Genomic DNA, 15,605 nt, shown 5'->3' on the forward strand with positions numbered 1-15,605 from the left:
GTCATTGGTCCCATGGATTGATCAGTGGAACGCCGCTGGATTGGAAGTCACTGATGTTACGGGTGACCACCGTGAGTCCATGTACCAACGCAGTCGCGGCAATCAATGCATCACTCTCGTTGGCCTGGTCAGGCACATGCAGGTTGGCGCAACGCAATGCCACGGCTGCGTCAACGGGCAGGATTCTGGCATCGAATGCCGGCATCACGTGGCGCTTGAGCCAGGTACGCAACACCTTGCCCTGCGCCGGGTCTCGTCGCTCCATGCGCAGTACGCCGGTTTCCAGCTCTTTTAAGGTGATCGCCGAGATGAACATGCGCGTAGCGATAATGCTTTTGGCCCAGGCGACCACGTTCGCGTCTGCCCGGGGTTTACGAAGTTCGGAGATGACATTGGTGTCGAGCAAATACATCAAGAGAGGTCCACAGGTCGATGAGTGATCACGGCGCGCCTGGTTTCGAGGTCGATATCGGCCGCTTCCGGCATCACCAACAGGTCAACGATATCGGCGTTGAGACCTGTCAGTTTCTGGTAGTCCTCAATGCTTAGCAGCACATGAGCAGGCTTGCCGCGATCGGTGATGAAAACCGGTCCCTGGCGGGCTGCTTTTTTGGCACCACTTGTGTCCTGATTGAATTCGCGGCTGGAGATCGTCGTGATAGTCATGGGGTATTCCCCTTTCTTGAAATTAATGTAGTCACGTTACTACTTTGGCTGTGTGACGAGCAAGCCCGAGGCTACCAGCGGTCTCTGTCCAGAGCAGAAAAAACACAGTCCTGCCCAGCGCTCACTGCGCGGGGGCCTCGACGGACTTGGCGTGCTCCTCAGTCTTCTCATCCCCATGAGACAAGCTGTACACATACGCCGCCAGCACATGCACCTTGTCATTGCCCTGCAGTTGCTCCTGCGCCGGCATCTGGCCCTGGCGGCCGTGGCGGATGGTTTGCTGCAACTGGGCGAAGCTTGATCCGTAGATGAATGCACCCGGGTGTGTCAGGTCCGGCGCGCCCATGGCGGGGTTGCCTTTGCCGGCCGGGCCGTGGCAGGCCGTGCAGGTGGCGGCGAACAGTTTCGCGCCATTGGCCACGTCGGCCTTGGTGCCTTCGGGCAGTGTGCGGCCGTCGAGGTTGCTCAGCACAAAACCTGCAACGTCGGCCACGCCTTGCTCGCCGATGACGGCGGCCCAGCCCGGCATCACCGCTTGGCGGCCTTTCAGGATGGACGCCTTGATGGCGTCAGGCGTGCCGCCCCAGCGCCAGTCGGCGTCGGCCAGGTTGGGGAAGCCGTAGGCGCCCTTGGCATCGGAACCGTGGCACACCGAGCAATTGGAGGCGAACAGGCGAGCGCCCATCTTCAAGGCCTTCGGGTCCCTGGCCACGTCCTCGATCGGCATCGCGGCGAATGTGGCAAAGATCGGGCCGAACTTCGCCTGCGACTGGGCCATTTCCTTTTCCCATTCATGCACGGAGGTCCAGCCGGTCTTGCCGTTGGCGAAGGGCGTCTGCCGGTCGTTGTCGAGGTAGTTGTAGCCCGGCAGCAGGCCCTGCCAATTGCCCAGGCCCGGGTACAGCGCCAGGTAACCGAGGGCGAAGACAAGGGTGCCGATGAACAGCATGAACCACCATTTGGGCAACGGGTTGTCGTACTCCTCGATGCCGTCGAACGAGTGACCGACGGTTTCCTCGGTCTGCTCGCTGCGCTGGCCCTTGCGGGTCGACAGCAACAGCCAGGTGATGGCGAACAGAGTGCCCAGGCTGAGGACGCTGACGTAGAGGCTCCAGAACGTGCTCATTGCTTGTCATCCCTGGCGGCTTGCTCGACCTGCTGGAGCGCTTGCGGGTCGTCGGCGAAAGGCAGCAGGGTTGCCTCGTCAAACTCGGCCTTGCGCCGTGGGCTGAACACCCACAACGCCAGGCCGATGAAGGCCACCATCACCACCAGGGTGCCCAGGCCCCGAATCATCCCGATATCCATGCGATCACCGTTTGCTCTTGATGAGGGTGCCCAGGCCTTGCAGGTAGGCCACCAGTGCGTCCATTTCAGTCTTGCCCTTGACGGCGGCGGCCGCGCCGGCAATGTCCTGGTCGGTGTAGGGCACGCCCAGGGTGCGCAGCACTTGCATCTTCTTCGCGGTGTCCTTGCCGTCGAGTATGTTTTCGACGAGAAACGGGTACGCCGGCATTTTCGACTCCGGCACCAGGTTGCGCGGGTTGTAGAGGTGCGCGCGGTGCCAGTCATCCGAGTAACGCCCGCCGACCCGCGCCAGGTCCGGCCCGGTGCGCTTGGAGCCCCACAGGAATGGGTGGTCCCACACGCTTTCGCCAGCCACCGAGTAATGGCCGTAACGTTCGGTTTCGGCGCGGAACGGCCGGATCATCTGCGAGTGGCAACCCACGCAACCGTTGGCGATGTACACGTCACGGCCTTCCAGCTCCAGCGCGCTGCGCGGCTTCATGCCTTCGATGGGCTTGGTGGTCACGTCCTGGAAAAACAGCGGGACGATCTGGGTCAGCCCGCCGATGCTCACGGCAATGACCATGAAGAAGGCCAGCAGGCCGATATTTTTCTCGACGACTTCATGCTTCATCAGTGCGCTCCCGCAACGGCGATGGCGGCGGCGGCTTCGGCTTGCGCCGGGTCCGAGGCGCGCACGGTGCGCCAGACGTTGTAGGCCATCAGCAGCATGCCGCTGGCAAAGATCGCTCCACCCACGGCCCGCACGATATAGCCCGAATGGCTGGCCTGCAGCGTTTGCACGAAGGAGAAGGTGAGCGTGCCGTCATCGTTGATCGCCCGCCACATCAGGCCCTGGGTGATGCCGTTGACCCACATCGAGGCGATGTAGAGCACGGTGCCGATGGTGGCCAGCCAGAAGTGGCTGTTGATCAGCGCGATGCTGTGCATCTGCGTGCGGCCGTAGAGCCTGGGGATCATGTGGTAAAGCGAGCCGATGGAGATCATCGCCACCCAGCCCAGGGCGCCGGCGTGGACATGGCCGATGGTCCAGTCGGTGTAGTGGGAGAGCGCGTTGACGGTCTTGATCGCCATCATCGGCCCCTCGAACGTCGACATGCCGTAGAACGCCAGCGACACCACCAGAAAGCGCAGGATCGGGTCGGTGCGCAGCTTATGCCAGGCGCCGGAGAGGGTCATCATGCCGTTGATCATGCCGCCCCAGCTGGGGGCCAGCAGGATGATCGACATCACCATGCCCAGGGACTGCGCCCAGTCGGGCAATGCGGTGTAGTGCAGGTGGTGGGGGCCGGCCCAGATGTACAGGGTGATCAGCGCCCAGAAATGCACGATGGACAGGCGATAGGAATAAATGGGGCGTTCGGCCTGCTTGGGCACGAAGTAGTACATCATCCCGAGGAAACCGGTGGTGAGGAAAAAGCCGACGGCGTTGTGCCCGTACCACCACTGGATCATCGCGTCTGTTGCGCCGGCATAGGCCGAGTAGGACTTGAACAGGCTGACCGGCAACGATGCGTGGTTGACGATGTGCAGCATCCCCGTCACCAGGATGAACGCACCGTAGAACCAGTTGGCAACGTAGATGTGCCGGGTCTTGCGCTTGACGATGGTGCCGAAGAACACCGTTGCGTAGGCCGCCCACACGATTGCCAGCAAAATCGCGATCGGCCATTCCAGTTCAGCGTATTCCTTGGTGGTGGTGTAGCCCAGCGGCAGGCTGACGATGGCGCCGATGATCACCGCTTGCCAGCCCCAGAAGGTGAATGCGGCGAGGCCGTCGCTGATCAGGCGCGCCTGGCAGGTTCGCTGCACCACGTAATAGGAGGTGGAGAACAACGCGCAGCCACCGAAGGCGAAGATCACCAGATTGGTGTGCAGCGGGCGCAGGCGACCGAAGGTGGTCCAGGGCAGGTCGAAGTTCAATTGCGGCCAGACCAGCTGCAAGGCGATGAATACGCCGAGCCCCATGCCGAGGATGCCCCAGACCACCGTCATGATGGCGAACTGACGGACGACCTTGTAGTTATAAGCAGTCGGGCTGATTGCTGTGCTCATGCCGGGGTTCCACGATTTAGTATTTTTATAGATAAAGCGGCCGCAGTATGGAGAAAGCGAGAGGCCATTGCAACGCACGTGATCACCGCCATCAACCAGGTTGAACGCCAGATTCTGCGGCTTTTCCGTGCTCAGTGTAGGGACAATATCCTAAATTGAAAGCTGATCAAGTGGACAGGAATATTTCCGGGCCTGTCCTGCACGCAAATCCGGCGTCGCAGGCGCGGTGTTGTGGGGGCCTCCAGGTGGTGACAGGCGGTACTTACACGGTAATGTTCATGAGCGACAGACCGATTGAATAGCGAGGCAAGCGTGGGCAAACAGCACAAGGCAAGTATTGACGGGGATCAGTGGGCACACTGTGTGCGGGAACGCGGCTGGTTGTGGGATGCCGCCGCTCAAGGCGCGTCAGGTGAGGCGGTCACATTGATGCTGGCCCATGGCGCCGGCGCGCCGATGGACTCCAGCTTCATGAACGACATGGCTGCACGCCTTGCCGGGCATGGCGTCAACGTATTGCGTTTCGAGTTTCCCTACATGGCCCAGCGTCGGCTGGACGGCGGCAAACGTCCGCCGAACCCGGCGCCGAAACTGCTGGAGGCTTGGCGGGAGGTGTATGCCGAGGTGCGACGCCATGTCGGCGGCAAACTGGCGATTGGCGGCAAGTCCATGGGCGGGCGCATGGCCAGTTTGCTGGCCGATGAATTGGCGGCCGACGGGCTGGTGTGTCTGGGGTATCCGTTCTATGCGGTGGGCAAGCCGGAGAAACCACGGGTCGAGCATTTGGCCGGGTTGAAGACGCCGAGCTTGATCGTGCAGGGCGAGCGCGATGCGCTGGGCAATCGGGCGGCGGTGGAGGGGTATGCGTTGTCGCCGAGCATCGAGGTGATGTGGCTGGCGGCGGCGGACCATGACTTGAAGCCGTTGAAGGCGTCGGGGTTCAGTCATGAGCAGCATCTGGAGGCTGCGGCGGTGAAGGTGGCTGAGTTTCTCGGTGGCTGTTAGGGCCTCATCGGGAGCAAGCCCCCTCCCACCTTTGATTGGGTTCACACATTTCCATTGGTGAACACTGTAAAGGTGGGGGCTTGCTCCCGATAGCGATTACCGGTTGAAACGCTCCACCAGCGAATACTGGGAATTGGCCGTATGGGTCAGCTCTTCGCTCAACTGCGCCGAGTTCATCGCCTGCTCCGAGGTCTGGTCCGCCAGCAACGCAATGGTGCTGATATTGCGGCTGATCTCCTCGGCCACCGAGCTTTGCTCTTCGGTCGCGGCGGCGATCTGGGTGGTCATGTCGGTGATGTGCGCCACCGCTTCGCTGATGCCGACCAGTGCCTGGTCCGCTTCCGTCACCCGCGTCACGCCTTCTTCGGCCTGACGGCGCCCGGCGTCCATGGTTTGCACGGCGGCGTTGGCGGTCTGTTGCAGCTTGGCGATCAGGGCATGGATCTGCCCGGTGGACTCGGTGGTGCGCTGCGCCAGTTGGCGCACTTCGTCAGCCACTACGGCAAACCCCCGGCCCATCTCACCGGCACGCGCCGCTTCAATGGCGGCGTTCAGTGCCAGCAGGTTGGTCTGGTCGGCAATGCCCTTGATCACGTCGACCACGCCGCCGATTTCATCGCTGTCCTTGGCCAACTGGGTCACGGTCACGCCGGTTTCGCCCACCGCCACCGACAGGCGCTGAATCGCCTCGCGGGTTTCCCCGGCGATGTCGCGACCGCGACCGGTCAGGCGATTGGCTTCCTGGGTCGCGTCCGCCGTGCGCTGCACGTGGCTGGCGACTTCCTGGGTGGTCGCCGCCATCTGGTTGACCGCCGTGGCCACCTGCTCGGTTTCCACGCGCTGGCGTTCCAGACCGCTGGAGCTGTTATGCGCATAGGTGTTGGATTGCAGCGCCTGAGCGTTCAAGTGTTCGGCAGTGTCCTGCAAGCGCGTAAGGCACGTCTTCAAACGGGCTTCCTGGCTGAGGATCGACATTTCCAGACGCGCCTGGGCGCCACGGCTGTCGGTGTACATCTGCGCGATCAACGGGTCTGAGGTGGTCTGCTCGGCCAGGCGCAGCAAGCGCTTGAGGCCGCGCTGCTGCCAGCGCAGGCCCAGCAGCCCCAACGGCACCGACAACCCGGCCGCCAGGGCGAAGCCCCAGTGGGAATTGAGCGATACGCCGATCATGAAGCTCAACTGGCTCACCAGGATGAACGGCAACCAGTCCTGCAACACCGGCAGCCATTTGTCGCGCCGCGGAATCGCCGACTTGCCCTGGTTGATGCGTTGATAAAGCGCTTCGGCGCGGCGGATCTGTTCGGCGGTGGGCTTGACGCGCACCGACTCGTAGCCGATCACCTGGCTGCCATCGAAGACCGGCGTCACATAGGCGTTGACCCAATAGTGATCGCCACTCTTGCAGCGGTTCTTGACGATGCCCATCCATGGCAGGCCTTGTTTGAGCGTGGTCCACATGTGCGCGAAGACGGCCGCCGGAACGTCCGGGTGACGCACCAGGTTGTGCGGTGCGCGCATCAGTTCGTCATGGCTGAACCCACTGATTTCGACGAAAGCGTCGTTGCAGTAGGTGATAACCCCTTTGGCATCTGTGGTGGAGATCAACCGTTGCTGGGCAGGGAAGGTACGTTCGCGCTGGGTAACGGGCTGGTTATTACGCATGGCAGTTCAATCCGTGAGGCTTTCGGGGGTTATCGGCCGTATCGGAGGTTTATTTAGATTCTTTTTGCAACAATCCGCGGTGGCCGCAGCACCAGCCACAATGCCCCGCCAATCAACACGCCGCCATACACGTGGGCCATCGACAACGGCTCATCCAGCAGCAGCGCGCCCCACAGCACGCCGAACGGCGGGATCAAAAAAGTCGTGGTCATCGACCTCACCGGGCCGATGGCGGTCAGCAGGCGAAAGTACAGGACGTAGGCAAACGCCGTGCACACCAGCCCCAACCCCAGCAGCGACGTCCACACCTGCCAGCCGCCCCAGCTCGCCGGGGGATGGCTGATGGCGCTGTAGGCGAACAGCGGCAACAGAAACAGGGTGGCGCCGAGCATGCTGCCCAAGGCGGACAGACGGCTGTCCAGCCCGCCCTGGCGATCCAGCCAGCGCCGCGCGAGAAACCCGGCAAACCCGTAGCAGGTGGTGGCCAGCAGACACGCCAGCGCGCCCATCAGCAAGGGCAGGTCAAACGCCACCGGGCCGGCGCGGGTCAGCACACCCACACCGAACAGGCCCAGGCATACCCCGGCAAATTTTGAGGGGGTCAGGCGTTCGCTGAAGAACAACCCGCCGATCAACACGCCCATCAGCGGCGTGGTGGCGTTGAAGATCGCCGAGTAACCCGCCGGCAGCACCTGGGCGGCCACCGAGTACATCGTGGCGGGGATCCCGGAGTTGATTACGCCCAGCAGCAGCACGGTTTTGAACTTGCCCTGGAAATCCCAGCGCACGCGCATCAGCGCCAGAATCACCAGCAGGCCGGCGGCGGCGATCGACACGCGGAAAAACGCGGTCGGCACACTGCCGATTTCCGGCGCGATGATGCGCATGAACAGAAAGCTCGCGCCCCAGATGGCAGCCAGGCCCAGCAGGTACAGGGTGTCGACAGGTCTCACAGCACATTCCTACCTTGATAAGGCCGCGAGTGTTGCCCAGCGGCCTGCCTGACACAATCGCTAATTAAACGACGAACCGCGTCACCAGCCCATTGAGGTCCACGGCCAGGCGCGACAGTTCCTGGCTGGCGGCCGAGGTCTGGCTGGCGCCGGCGGCGGTCTGAGTCGACAGGGCGCGAATGTTCACCAGGCTGCGGTCGACGTCACGGGCCACCAGCGCCTGTTGCTCAGCGGCGCTGGCGATCACGCGGTTGCGCTGGTTGATCTGCGAGATGGACGCGGTGATTTTCGCCAGCGCGTTGCCGGCGTTGTTGGCCCGCTGCAGGGTATGACCGGCGTGTTCGGCGCTGCTGTTGAGTGCGCCGACGGTGTCCTGGGTGCCTTGCTGGATACTGGTGATCATCTGCTCGATGTCTTCGGTGGAGGCCTGGGTGCGTTGCGCCAGCGAGCGTACTTCATCGGCGACGACCGCAAAGCCGCGTCCGGCCTCGCCTGCGCGGGCCGCTTCAATGGCGGCGTTGAGTGCCAGCAGGTTGGTTTGCCCGGCGATGCCACGGATCACTTCGAGCACCTTGCTGATGTCCTGCGCCTTGGCGGCCAGGCCTTCGGCCTTGTTCGAGGCGCCGAGCACTTCGTCGACCAGGCTCTGGATCGCGCTGATGGTCTGGCTGATCTGGTGGTGGCCGTGTTTGCTGTCCTCGTCCGAGGCCTGCGATGCTTCGGCGCTGGACACCGCGTTGTTGGCCACGTCGTCCACGGCGACGCTCATCTGGGTGACGGCGGTGGCGGCCTGTTCGATTTCATCGTTTTGCGCCTGCAGGCCACGTGTGCTCTGCGCCATTACCGAACTCATTTCTTCGGCCGCCGAGGCCAGTTGCTGCGCCGACTCACTGATGCCGCGCAGGGTGCCCTGCAATTGCGTCTGCATGCTGGCCAGGGCGGCCAGCAGTTGCGCCGGCTCGTCGCGACCGTGCACGGTCACGGGCTGGCTCAGGTCGCCGGCGGCGATGGTGCGCGCCACTGCCAGCGCCTGGCCCAGCGGCGTGGTGATGCTGCGGGTGAGCAGCCAGGCCAGCAGCAACGTGGCGACCAGCGCGACGACGATGATCAGGCCGACAATCCAGCGCGCACGCGCATACACCTGCGCTGCCGAGTCGGCCGCCGCTTCGACACCCCGCTTGTTGAAGTTGATCAAGGCCTCCAGGTGCTGGTTGAGGGCATTGCCCAGGGGCGCCAGGCGGCTGGTGACCAGGTCGATGGCGTCTTGTTGCTGTTCCTTGTCCACCAGGCTGATCATCTGGCCGATGGTACCCATGTAGCTCGCCACCGCAGTGTTGACCTGTTGCAGCAGCGCGCGCTCGTCGTCGTTGCTCGGCAGGCTCTCATGGCTGGCCAGCAACGCCTTGAGCTGACCGGTATTGCGCGTGATCAGGCCTCGGCTGGTGTCGCGGATGCGTGATTCATCGGTGGTAACGAAGCGCAGCGCCTCCAGGCGAATGCCGGCCACGGTGGCGGCGATTTCATGGGCGTTTTCGATGCTCGGCATCCACGAGCGCTCGATGATCAGCGCGCTTTCGCGCAGCTCGGCCATCTGCCCCAGGCCGAACAGGCCGACAATCACCAGCAGGCTGGCCAATACGGCAAAACTCAGACTGGCACGCAGACCAATCCTCATGTTCCTCAACGACATCTCACTGCTCCTCGGGGGGTTGAAACCTGCTCCCGGATCGGTCTTGTGACCTTGTCAGGCTGGGAGGGCGCGGGCTATATATCAAAGCGCCATTAACGTGGTAATCAGGGTTTCCCTTACGGTGTATCAGCACGGTTACATTTGTTAGGGGCCGGATGAGCCGGGCAGGTTTTCCCTGTCAAACGCGCCAGACGTTGCCGTTAAAGGCGTACAGATAAAAATCCGAGTCTGAGAGTAGGGATTTGTCGTGCAGTTACTGACCGCTCGGTCGAATAAAAAAACTGAAAATAGTGGAGGTTTCTCCCATGTCCGCCCTCGCCATTGCCCGCACCCTGCTTGACGGCTTCGACGATTACCGTGAGCACTTTCGCCGGATCACCGATGGCGCTCGTGAACGTTTCGAAAAGGCCCAGTGGCAGCAGGGGCAGGCGGCGTCGGCAGCGCGGATCAACTTGTATGAAGAGAAAGTGGCCGAAGTGACGGCGCGCCTGCGGGCAGGTTTCGACAGTACTGTGTTGCTGCAGAGCAGCAATTGGCCCCAGGTGAAGAGCGCCTATATCGGCCTGATCGACCTGCGCGTCGACGATGAGTTGGCCGAGACCTGGTACAACTCGATCTTTTGCGGTCTGTTCAGCCATGACCTGATCAGTGACGCCTGCATGTTCATCCACACCACGCGGCCGAGCCAGCGCGAGGCGAGGGCGGCGCAGACCCGCCTTTACACGCCGGCCGGGAACCTGTCGGACCTGCTGGCGCAGGTCTTCGCCGACTTCTGTTTCAGCGAGCCCTACGCCGACCTGTCCGGCGACGTGCGCCGCCTCCAGGCGCAATTGCGCGAGAGCCTGCCGGACTGGGTCTGCAAGGACCCGGACCTGAGCGTCGAGTTGTTTTCTTCGGTGCTTTACCGCAACAAGGGGGCGTATCTGGTGGGGCGCATCTACACCCACGACGAACAATGGCCGCTGGTGATCCCGCTGCTGCACCGCGAAGGACGTGGCATCCAGATCGATGCGCTGATCACTGACGAAGCGCAGGTGTCGATCATCTTCTCGTTCACCCGTTCCTACTTCATGGTCGACGTGCCGGTGCCGGCTGACTTCATCGGCTTGCTGCGGCGCATCCTGCCGGGCAAGCACATCGCCGAGCTGTACACCTCCATCGGTTTCTACAAGCACGGCAAGTCGGAGTTCTACCGCGCGCTGATCAACCATCTGGCGAGCACCGACGACCGTTTCATCATGGCCCCGGGTGTGCGTGGCATGGTCATGAGCGTGTTCACGCTGCCGGGCTTCAACACCGTGTTCAAGATCATCAAGGACCGATTCTCGCCGTCGAAGAACGTCAACCGCGCCACGGTGATCGAGAAATACCGTCTGGTCAAAAGCGTCGACCGCGTCGGACGCATGGCCGACACCCAGGAGTTCGCCGATTTCCGCTTCCCGCGGAGCAAGTTCGAGCCCGACTGCCTGGCCGAGCTGCTTGAGGTGGCCGCCGGTACCGTTGAGGTGCAAGGCGACACGGTGCTGATTCGCCACTGCTGGACCGAGCGGCGCATGACCCCGCTCAACCTCTACCTGGAACGCGCCAACCCCGCCCAGGTGCGCGAAGCCCTGGACGACTACGGCCTGGCGATCAAGCAACTGGCGGCGGCGAATATCTTCCCCGGCGACATGTTGCTCAAGAACTTCGGCGTCACCCGCCACGGGCGCGTGGTGTTCTACGACTACGACGAAATATGCTTTCTCACCGAAGCCAACTTCCGCCACATTCCCGCGCCGCGCACCCCGGAAGACGAAATGGCCTCCGAGCCCTGGTATTCCATCGGCGCGCTGGACGTGTTCCCGGAAGAGTTCCCGCCGTTCCTGTTTGCCGATGCCGGCCAGCGCACGCTCTTCGATGAGCTGCATGGCGAGCTGTACGATGCCGACTACTGGAAAGGGCTGCAGGACGCGATCCGCGCCGGCAAAGTGATTGATGTGTTCCCGTATCGGCGCAAGGACCCGCTATAAACTGCACTCACATCCATGTGGGAGGGGGCAAGCCCCCTCCCACATTTGTTTTCGGTTTACACCCGAGTCGCGCGTGAAGCTTGGCGCTCCCAACCGCTTTTCTGCCACACTTGCCGGCCCCGCCTAAACAGATGACCGTCAAAGTACCTGATGACTGACCAAGCGCCCGCTATCGACCCACTGCTGAAAAACCTCGATCACGCCATGCTCGCCGACCGCCACCGCTTGCGGCGCCAGTTGTTCGAGCTGCGCAAGAAGCCCGATGAGGAGAAGCTGGCGCAGTGGGTGACGCGCATGCAGGCGTCCTGCGCCCAGGTGACCGCGCGGCGCGCGAGCCTGCCGGTGATCCGCTACGACGACAGCCTGCCGATTGCCGCCAAGCGCGATGAAATCAAGGCTGCGTTGAACAAGCATCAGGTACTGATCATTGCCGGCGAGACCGGCTCGGGCAAAACCACCCAGTTGCCGAAAATCTGCCTGGAGATCGGTCGCGGCCAGTACGGCCTGATCGGTCACACCCAGCCACGCCGGATCGCTGCGCGCAGTGTGGCCAGCCGGGTCGCCGAAGAGCTTGCGACCCCATTGGGCGCGTTGGTCGGCTATCAGGTGCGGTTCGAAGACCAGAGCGATTCCAATACCCTGATCAAGCTGATGACCGACGGCATCCTGCTGGCGGAAACCCAGAACGACCGCTACCTGGAACGCTACGACACGATCATCGTCGACGAAGCCCACGAACGCAGCCTGAACATCGACTTTCTGCTTGGCTACCTGAAAACCCTGCTGCCGCGCCGCCCGGACCTGAAAGTCATCATCACCTCGGCGACCATCGACCTGGAGCGTTTCTCCAAACACTTCGACGATGCGCCGATTGTCGAAGTCTCGGGCCGCACCTTCCCGGTGGACACCTGGTACCGGCCGCTGACCCTGGAGCAGGACGAGGAGGGCAACCGCGTCGAGGACGATCTGACCGTCGACCAGGCGATTCTTGCCGCGCTGGATGAAGTCGCAGCCTACGAGCGTAGCGAGCGGCGCAGCCCCGGCGATGTGCTGGTGTTTTTGCCCGGCGAGCGCGAGATTCGCGACGCCGCCGAGATGCTGCGCAAGGCCCAGCTCAAGCACACTGAGATCCTGCCGCTGTACGCGCGTCTGTCGCCGGCCGAACAGCAGCGCATTTTCCAGTCCCACCCGGGGCGGCGCGTGGTGCTGGCGACCAACGTCGCGGAAACTTCGCTGACCGTGCCGGGCATCCGTTATGTGATCGACAGCGGCACCGCACGCATCAGCCGCTACAGCTACCGCGCCAAGGTGCAACGCCTGCCGATCGAGGCAATTTCCCAGGCCAGCGCCAACCAGCGTAAAGGCCGCTGCGGGCGGGTCGAGCCGGGTATCTGCATACGGCTGTACAGCGAAGAAGACTTTATCGGTCGCCCGGAATTCACCGACCCGGAGATTCTGCGCACCAACCTCGCCGCCGTGATCCTGCAGATGCTGCACCTGCGTCTGGGCGAAATCACCGATTTCCCGTTTATCGAACCGCCGGATGGCAAGGCGATCAGTGACGGGTTCAACCTGCTGCAGGAGCTGTCGGCAGTGGATCGCAACAGCCAGCTCACGCCGCTGGGCCGCCAGCTGGCGCGCCTGCCGGTGGACCCGCGGATGGGCCGCATGCTGCTCGAAGCCGCCAAACTCGGCAGTTTGCAGGAAGTGTTGATCGTGGCCAGCGCCATGTCGATCCAGGACCCGCGCGAGCGCCCGCCGGAGCGTCAGCAGGCCGCCGACCAGGCCCACGCCCAGTGGAAGGACCCGGATTCGGACTTCGCCGGGCTGGTCAATCTGTGGCGCGGCTTTGAAGAGCAGCGCCAGGCGTTGACTGCCAGCCCGTTGCGCAACTGGTGTCGCAAGAACTTCCTCAACTACCTGCGCCTGCGCGAATGGCGCGATTCCCATCGCCAGTTGAGCCTGATCTGCCGCGACCTGCAGTTGACCCTCAACAAAGAACCGGCCGACTACCCCAAGCTGCACAAGGCGGTGCTGGTGGGCCTGCTCAGCCAGATCGGACAGAAGACCGAAGACGGCGATTACCTCGGTGCGCGTCAGCGGCGTTTCTGGATTCATCCGTCGTCGGGCATCGGCAAAAAGCGCCCGCAATGGCTGATGACCGCCGAGCTGGTGGAGACCACCAAGCTGTATGCGCGCATGGTCGCCAAGATCGATGCCGATTGGATCGAACCGCTGGCCGGGCACCTGATCAAGAAAAACCATTTCGAGCCGCACTGGGAGAAGAAGCGCGGCCAGGTGGTGGCGTTCGAGCAGATCACCCTGTTCGGGCTGATCGTGGTCGGGCGCCGGCCGGTGCATTACGGGCCGATCGACCCGGTGGTGTCGCGCGAGCTGTTTATCCGCGAGGGCCTGGTGCGTGGCGAGATCCAGTCGCGGGCCAGGTGCCTGAGCGCCAACCAGCAATTGCTGGAGCAGCTCGACGAGCTGGAAGCCAAGGCGCGCCGTCGTGACATTCTGGCCGATGAAGAAACCCTGTACGCGTTCTACGATGCGCGGTTGCCGGCGGAGATTCATCAGACTGCCACCTTCGACAGTTGGTACAAAATCAACAGCCAGAAAGACCCGCAACTGCTGATCATGCGTGAGGAAGACGTGCTGGCCCGCGAGGCCAGTGAAGTCACTGCCGCGCATTACCCGGACACCCTGCACCTGGGCGACCTGGCCCTGGCCTTGAGTTATCACTTCGAACCCAACCACCCGCGCGACGGCGTGACCCTGCGCGTGCCGGCGCCGCTGCTGCCGGCTTTGCCGCCGGAGCGCCTGGAGTGGCTGGTGCCGGGGGTGATCGAGGCCAAGTGCATTGCCCTGGTGCGCAACCTGCCCAAGGCGCTGCGCAAGAACTTTGTGCCGGTGCCGGATTTCGTCAAGGCCGCGCTGCAGCGCATCGAATTCGGCAACGGCTCGCTGCCCCAGGCGCTGGGGCGCGAACTGTTGCGCATGACCGGCGCGCGGGTCAGCGATGACGCCTGGGCCGAGGCGGCGCAGCAGGTGGAGAGCCACCTGAGGATGAACCTGGAAGTGGTCGACGGGCAGGGCAGGTTCCTCGGCGAAGGCCGCGACCTGGCCGAGCTGACCGCACGTTTCGCCGAAGCCAGCCAGGCCGCGTTGGCCGTGCCGCAGACCGCAAAAAGTCAGGAGCCGGTGCAGGCCAGGGCGTTTGCGGCGGTGGCCGAGAAGACCCAGCAGCAGATCGCCGGCCTGTCGATGACGGTGTATCCGGCGCTGGTGGAGGAGAGCGGCGCGGTCAAGGAGGGGCGCTTTTCGACGGCTGTCGAGGCCGAGTTTCAGCATCGTCGCGCGTTGCAGCGTCTGCTCCTGCAACAGTTGGCGGAGCCGGCGAAATTCCTGCGCGGCAAACTGCCCGGCCTGACCGAGCTGGGCCTGATGTACCGTGACCTGGGGCGTATCGACGCGCTGGTCGAAGACATCCTGCTGGCCAGCCTCGACAGCTGCGTGCTCGAAGGTCAAGCCAGCCTGCCGCGCGACGGTGCCGGGCTGGCCGCCTTGGCCGAGCGCACGCGGGGCGGTTGGACCGAACACGCCGAACGCCTGGCGCGCCTGACCCTGGAGGTGCTGAAACTCTGGCATGGCCTGCAAAAGTGCTTCAAAGGCAAGATTGACCTGACCCAGGCCGTGGCGCTGAACGATATCAAGCAGCAGCTAAGCCACTTGGTGTACCCGGGGTTTGTGCGGGAAACCCCGGCGCAATGGTTCAAGGAACTGCCGCGCTACCTCAAGGCCATCGAGCAACGCCTGGAGAAATTGCCGGGCCAGCTGCAAAAGGATCGGGTGTGGAGCACCGAACTGGGCGGACTGTGGACGCAGTATGAGAATCGTCTGAAAAAACACGCCCAGGAAGGCAAGCGCGACCCGCAGCTGGCACTCTACCGCTGGTGGCTGGAGGAATACCGGGTATCACTGTTTGCGCAGCAACTGGGGACCAAAGTACCGATCTCCGACAAGCGCCTGAGCAAGCAGTGGAGCCAGGTAGAGCCCTGAACCGCCGAGTGCCCAACTGCCTCTGCGGCGAGCGGGCCTGTCGTGGCGAGCGGGCTTATTGTGGCGAGCGGGCTTGCCCCGCGTTGGGGTGCGAAGCGCCCCCAATCAAGCAAAACGCGGTGTACCTGATACGGCTCAGCGTCTGGTTTTGGGGCTGCTGCGCAGCCCAACGCAGGACAAGCCTGCTCGCCACAG

The 15,605-nt window shown here is 63.2% G+C and carries 12 protein-coding genes; 3 read left to right on the top strand and 9 right to left on the bottom strand.

The window, feature by feature from the left end; translation table 11 throughout:
- Nucleotide 1: 1 nt before the first annotated feature.
- The 6 genes from LUB09_RS02455 to ccoN form a co-directional block, all read right to left on the bottom strand.
- Nucleotides 2-412 (bottom strand): type II toxin-antitoxin system VapC family toxin, encoded by a 411-nt coding sequence (locus tag LUB09_RS02455; protein ID WP_209983630.1) that lies wholly within the window; start codon nucleotides 410-412, stop codon nucleotides 2-4.
- Nucleotides 412-666 (bottom strand): type II toxin-antitoxin system Phd/YefM family antitoxin, encoded by a 255-nt coding sequence (locus LUB09_RS02460; RefSeq protein WP_209983628.1) that lies wholly within the window; start codon nucleotides 664-666, stop codon nucleotides 412-414. The genes LUB09_RS02455 and LUB09_RS02460 overlap by 1 nt, the downstream gene beginning before the upstream one ends.
- Before the next feature lie 121 nt (nucleotides 667-787).
- Complete coding sequence (gene ccoP / locus LUB09_RS02465; RefSeq protein ID WP_231421495.1) at nucleotides 788-1,792, bottom strand: cytochrome-c oxidase, cbb3-type subunit III; 1,005 nt, start codon at nucleotides 1,790-1,792, stop codon at nucleotides 788-790.
- Nucleotides 1,789-1,974 carry a cbb3-type cytochrome oxidase subunit 3 gene (locus LUB09_RS02470; protein WP_209983624.1) on the bottom strand — a complete coding sequence of 62 codons (186 nt, stop codon included), beginning with the start codon at nucleotides 1,972-1,974 and terminating at the stop codon, nucleotides 1,789-1,791. The genes ccoP and LUB09_RS02470 overlap by 4 nt, the downstream gene beginning before the upstream one ends.
- Before the next feature lie 4 nt (nucleotides 1,975-1,978).
- Nucleotides 1,979-2,587: a cytochrome-c oxidase, cbb3-type subunit II gene (ccoO, locus tag LUB09_RS02475; protein WP_231421498.1), complete on the bottom strand. Its 609-nt coding sequence runs from the start codon at nucleotides 2,585-2,587 to the stop codon at nucleotides 1,979-1,981.
- Nucleotides 2,587-4,029, bottom strand: a complete 1,443-nt coding sequence (gene ccoN, locus LUB09_RS02480) for a cytochrome-c oxidase, cbb3-type subunit I (RefSeq protein ID WP_231421502.1) — start codon at nucleotides 4,027-4,029, stop codon at nucleotides 2,587-2,589. Before ccoN ends, ccoO begins: the two co-directional genes overlap by 1 nt.
- A 312-nt stretch (nucleotides 4,030-4,341) precedes the next feature.
- On the opposite strand from ccoN, the gene LUB09_RS02485 reads away from it, so the two are divergent.
- Nucleotides 4,342-5,034 carry an alpha/beta family hydrolase gene (locus tag LUB09_RS02485; protein ID WP_231421503.1) on the top strand — a complete coding sequence of 231 codons (693 nt, stop codon included), beginning with the start codon at nucleotides 4,342-4,344 and terminating at the stop codon, nucleotides 5,032-5,034.
- Between the two features lie 96 nt (nucleotides 5,035-5,130).
- Here LUB09_RS02485 and LUB09_RS02490 read toward each other — a convergent pair whose 3' ends face one another.
- The 3 genes from LUB09_RS02490 to LUB09_RS02500 all read right to left on the bottom strand — a co-directional run bounded on the left by LUB09_RS02490 (nucleotide 5,131) and on the right by LUB09_RS02500 (nucleotide 9,339).
- On the bottom strand, nucleotides 5,131-6,696 hold the full coding sequence (locus LUB09_RS02490) for a methyl-accepting chemotaxis protein (protein ID WP_003230455.1): 1,566 nt from the start codon (nucleotides 6,694-6,696) through the stop codon (nucleotides 5,131-5,133).
- A 53-nt stretch (nucleotides 6,697-6,749) separates the two neighbouring features.
- Nucleotides 6,750-7,649, bottom strand: coding sequence for a DMT family transporter (locus tag LUB09_RS02495; protein ID WP_231421505.1), 900 nt, complete (start codon nucleotides 7,647-7,649; stop codon nucleotides 6,750-6,752).
- Nucleotides 7,650-7,713: 64 nt separating this feature from the next.
- A complete protein-coding gene (locus LUB09_RS02500; RefSeq protein WP_209983615.1) occupies nucleotides 7,714-9,339 on the bottom strand; it encodes a methyl-accepting chemotaxis protein in 1,626 nt (541 codons plus the stop codon).
- Nucleotides 9,340-9,644: 305 nt separating this feature from the next.
- On the opposite strand from LUB09_RS02500, the gene aceK reads away from it, so the two are divergent.
- Both aceK and hrpA read left to right on the top strand, forming a co-directional pair.
- On the top strand, nucleotides 9,645-11,348 hold the full coding sequence (gene aceK, locus LUB09_RS02505) for a bifunctional isocitrate dehydrogenase kinase/phosphatase (protein WP_231421506.1): 1,704 nt from the start codon (nucleotides 9,645-9,647) through the stop codon (nucleotides 11,346-11,348).
- A gap of 150 nt (nucleotides 11,349-11,498) precedes the next feature.
- Complete coding sequence (gene hrpA, locus LUB09_RS02510; protein WP_231421512.1) at nucleotides 11,499-15,410, top strand: ATP-dependent RNA helicase HrpA; 3,912 nt, start codon at nucleotides 11,499-11,501, stop codon at nucleotides 15,408-15,410.
- Nucleotides 15,411-15,605 lie beyond the last annotated feature (195 nt).

This window comes from Pseudomonas sp. Leaf59, assembly GCF_920984685.1.
In the GTDB taxonomy this organism is placed as follows: Bacteria; Pseudomonadota; Gammaproteobacteria; order Pseudomonadales; family Pseudomonadaceae; genus Aquipseudomonas.